Below are 3860 nucleotides of genomic sequence, written 5' to 3' on the forward strand. Positions count from 1 at the left end.
GACCATCCCGAACGGTCCGATAACTCTATCGCACTGGTGGATCTGTTTGTCTTCGTGTTTTTTTGTAGCCAGCAGACGACATCCTACGATCTTCCTCCACTCCCCGTGGGCTCGAAGAGGTTTATAAGAGACGGGGGTGTGGGGGTGGGTGACGGCTCCGCGTCGGCGTTGCACGTGGTGCCGTTGAGCTTGAACGTGGCCGGTGGGGTGTTGCTGCCCGACCAGGAGGCGATGAATCCGGCGCTGACGCTCGCGCCGGTACCGAGGGATCCGTTGTAGCTCTCGTTCGTGGCGGTGACGGTCGTACCGGACTGGGACCACTTGGCGTTCCAGCCCTGGGTGACCTTCTGGCCGCCGGCGAAGTCGAAGGTGAGGCTCCAACCGCTCAGGGCGGCCGTGTTGTTGGTGATGCTCACGGTGCCCTGGAAGCCGGAGTCCCACTGACTGACGACGGAGTACTGCACCGTGCACGCCGGCGTGGCCGCCTGCGCCGTGACGACCGGTACGACCGCTGCCCCGATGAGGGCGATCGCACCGGCCACGACTAAAAGACCTGAACGCGGGGGGTGTCGCATGAGCGACTCCTTGCAGCTCGGGCGCGTCGTGACGGACGCGTCGACTGTTGGAATCGCTCCCACTGGTGCGAAGGAAGCTAGCGCCAAGTCACGACGAAGAACAGAGGGTGCGCTGACTTTTCCTCAATGTGGCCGACGAAGTGTTCATCGAATCTTTTCGACTCTTCAAGCGTCTTGACCGCCCCTACCCCCATCTCCACTATGGGAGCGCTCCCACTGGTTCAAGCCTTGACTTCTCCGAGCCGCAACAGCCGCAACAAGGAGGAACCAGCACCATGCATCCCCCACCCCGAAGGCGCAGAGCCGTACGACGGTTATGGGCCGCCGCCGTGACGGCACTGGCCCTCCCCCTGTCGATGCTCGCCGTCGGCACGGCCCCCGCCCAGGCGGCCACGCTCCAGTGCAGCGTCGACTACAAGACCAACGACTGGGGCTCCGGCTTCACCGCGGACCTGACCCTCACCAACCGCGGCACGGACGCCGTCAACGGCTGGGCCCTGACCTACGCCTACACCGGCAACCAGAAGCTGGTGAACGGCTGGAACGGCACCTGGACCCAGTCCGGCACCGCGATCACCGTGAACAACGCCTCGTACAACGGGACGATCGCCGCGGGCGCGGCGGTGAGCACGGGCGCGCAGTTCAGCTACAGCGGCACCAACACCGCTCCCGCCTCGTTCGCGGTCAACGGCACCACCTGCACCGGCGCCCACCAGCCGCCGCTGACCGTGCTGACCAGCCCGGCCGCGGGCGCCGTCTACACCCAGGGCACCGCGGTCCCGCTCGCGGCCACCGCCGCGGCCGCGGACAGCGCGACGATCAGCAAGGTGGAGTTCTACGACAACACCACGCTGCTCGGCACGGACACCAGCGCGCCCTACTCGCTCTCGGCCTCTGGCTTGACCGTGGGCAGTCATTCTCTGCTCGCGAAGGCCTACGACAGCCTGGGCGCCTCCGCCGAGTCCACCCCGGTCGGCATCACGGTCGCCTCGGGTCCCTCCGTGGTGGCCTCGACCAACCAGCTGGCCGTCCAGCAGGGCAGGACGGCGACGTACGACGTGAAGCTGTCGACGCAGCCCAGCGCCAACGTCACCGTCACCACCGCGCGCACCGGCGGCAACACCGGTGTGTCGGTCACCGGCGGCGCCTCGCTCACCTTCACGCCGTCCAACTGGAGCACCGCGCAGCAGGTGACGGTCACCGCCGCCGCCTCCGGGACCGGCGCGGCCACCTTCGACTCGACGGCCACCGGCTACACCAAGGCCACCGTGACGGTGACGCAGATCGCCGCGTCGAAGGAGTACGACGCCCGCTTCCTGGACCTGTACGGGAAGATCACCAACCCGGCGAACGGCTACTTCTCGCCCGAGGGCATCCCGTACCACGCGGTCGAGACGCTGATCGTCGAGGCCCCGGACCAGGGGCACGAGACCACGTCGGAGGCGTACAGCTACCTCCTGTGGCTCCAGGCCATGTACGGCAAGGTCTCGGGCGACTGGACCAAGTTCAACGGCGCGTGGGACCTCATGGAGAAGTACATGATCCCCACCCACGCCGACCAGCCGACCAACTCCTTCTACAACGCCTCCAAGCCGGCGACGTACGCGCCCGAGCTGGACACGCCCAACGAGTATCCGGCCAAGCTCGACACCGCGGTCTCCGTCGGTTCGGACCCGATCGCCGCCGAGCTGAAGACGGCGTACGGCACCGACGACGTCTACGGCATGCACTGGATCCAGGACGTGGACAACGTCTACGGCTACGGCAACGAGCCCGGCAAGTGCGAGGCGGGCCCGACCGCGACCGGTCCCTCGTACATCAACACCTTCCAGCGCGGCCCGCAGGAGTCGGTGTGGGAGACGGTGCCGCAGCCGACCTGCGACGCCTTCAAGTACGGCGGCACCAACGGCTATCTGGACCTGTTCACCGGCGACTCGTCGTACGCCAAGCAGTGGAAGTACACCGACGCCCCGGACGCGGACGCCCGTGCGGTGCAGGCCGCGTACTGGGCGGACGTCTGGGCCAAGGCCCAGGGCAAGGGCGCCGACGTGTCGGCCACCGTCGGCAAGGCGGCGAAGATGGGCGACTATCTGCGCTACGCCATGTATGACAAGTACTTCAAGAAGATCGGCAACTGTGTCGGGCCGTCGACCTGCGCGGCCGGTACCGGCAAGGACGCCTCGGCCTACCTGCTGTCCTGGTACTACGCCTGGGGTGGCGCCACCGACACGAGTGCCGGCTGGGCCTGGCGCATCGGCTCCAGCCATGTCCACGGCGGCTACCAGAACCCCCTCGCCGCCTACGCGCTCAGCACCAACGCCGACCTGAAACCGAAGTCGGCGACGGGACAGGCGGACTGGGCCAAGTCCCTGGACCGGCAGTTGGAGTTCTACCGCTGGCTCCAGTCGAACGAGGGCGCCATCGCGGGCGGTGCGACCAACAGCTGGGCGGGCCGGTACGCGACCCCGCCGGCCGGTACGTCCACCTTCTACGGCATGTACTACGACCAGCAGCCCGTCTACCACGACCCGCCGTCCAACCAGTGGTTCGGCTTCCAGGCGTGGTCGATGGAGCGGGTCGCCGAGTACTACCAGCAGACCGGGAGCGCCGCCGCCAAGACGGTCCTCGACAAGTGGGTCTCCTGGGCGCTGTCCAAGACCACGATCAACCCGGACGGCACCTATCTGATCCCCTCCACGCTCCAGTGGTCCGGCCAGCCCGACACCTGGAACGCGTCGAGCCCCGGCGCCAACAGCGGTCTGCACGTCACCGTCGCCGACTACACCAACGACGTCGGCGTGGCGGCCGCGTACGCCAAGACCCTGACGTACTACGCCGCCAAGTCCGGGAACGCCCAGGCGAAGACGACGGCGAAGGCGCTGCTCGACGGCATGTGGGGCAACTACCAGGACAGCCTGGGTGTCGCCGTGCCGGAGACCCGGACCGACTACAGCCGCTTCAACGACAGCGTGTACGTGCCCAGCGGCTGGACCGGCAAGATGCCGAACGGCGACACGATCAGCTCGTCCTCGACCTTCACCTCGCTGCGGTCCTTCTACAAGAACGACCCGGCCTGGTCGAAGATCTCGGCCTATCTCGCGGGCGGCGCCGCGCCCGTGTTCACGTACCACCGTTTCTGGGCCCAGGCGGACATCGCCATGGCCATGGGTTCGTACGCGGAGCTCCTCGAATAGTCCCCGCCATCGCTCCGCGTACCGCGCCGGGCGGCCCCCACCCGCACAGGGGGCCGCCCGGTCGTCGCGTCCCGCCCCTGCTGTTCCGCTC

1 protein-coding gene and 1 pseudogene are annotated in these 3860 nt (G+C 67.7%); one reads left to right on the top strand and one right to left on the bottom strand.

Going from position 1 to position 3860, the window contains the following annotated elements; genetic code table 11:
* Positions 1-131: 131 nt before the first annotated feature.
* A pseudogene (locus tag FNH09_RS45135) lies at positions 132-575 on the bottom strand (cellulose binding domain-containing protein); the annotation flags it as partial.
* 275 nt (positions 576-850) lie between these two features.
* On the opposite strand from FNH09_RS45135, the gene FNH09_RS45140 reads away from it, so the two are divergent.
* Entirely contained in the window at positions 851-3769 is a 2919-nt protein-coding gene (locus FNH09_RS45140) for a glycoside hydrolase family 48 protein (protein WP_152895675.1), read from the top strand.
* The last annotated feature ends 91 nt before the right edge of the window (positions 3770-3860 follow it).

Source organism: Streptomyces adustus (assembly GCF_009377175.1).
Classification (GTDB): domain Bacteria; phylum Actinomycetota; class Actinomycetes; order Streptomycetales; family Streptomycetaceae; genus Streptomyces; species Streptomyces adustus.

Excerpts from the sequence above, each read along its gene's own strand:
- FNH09_RS45140 (WP_152895675.1), top strand. The coding sequence starts at position 851 with ATGCATCCCCCACCCCGAAGGCGCAGAGCCGTACGACGGTTATGGGCC.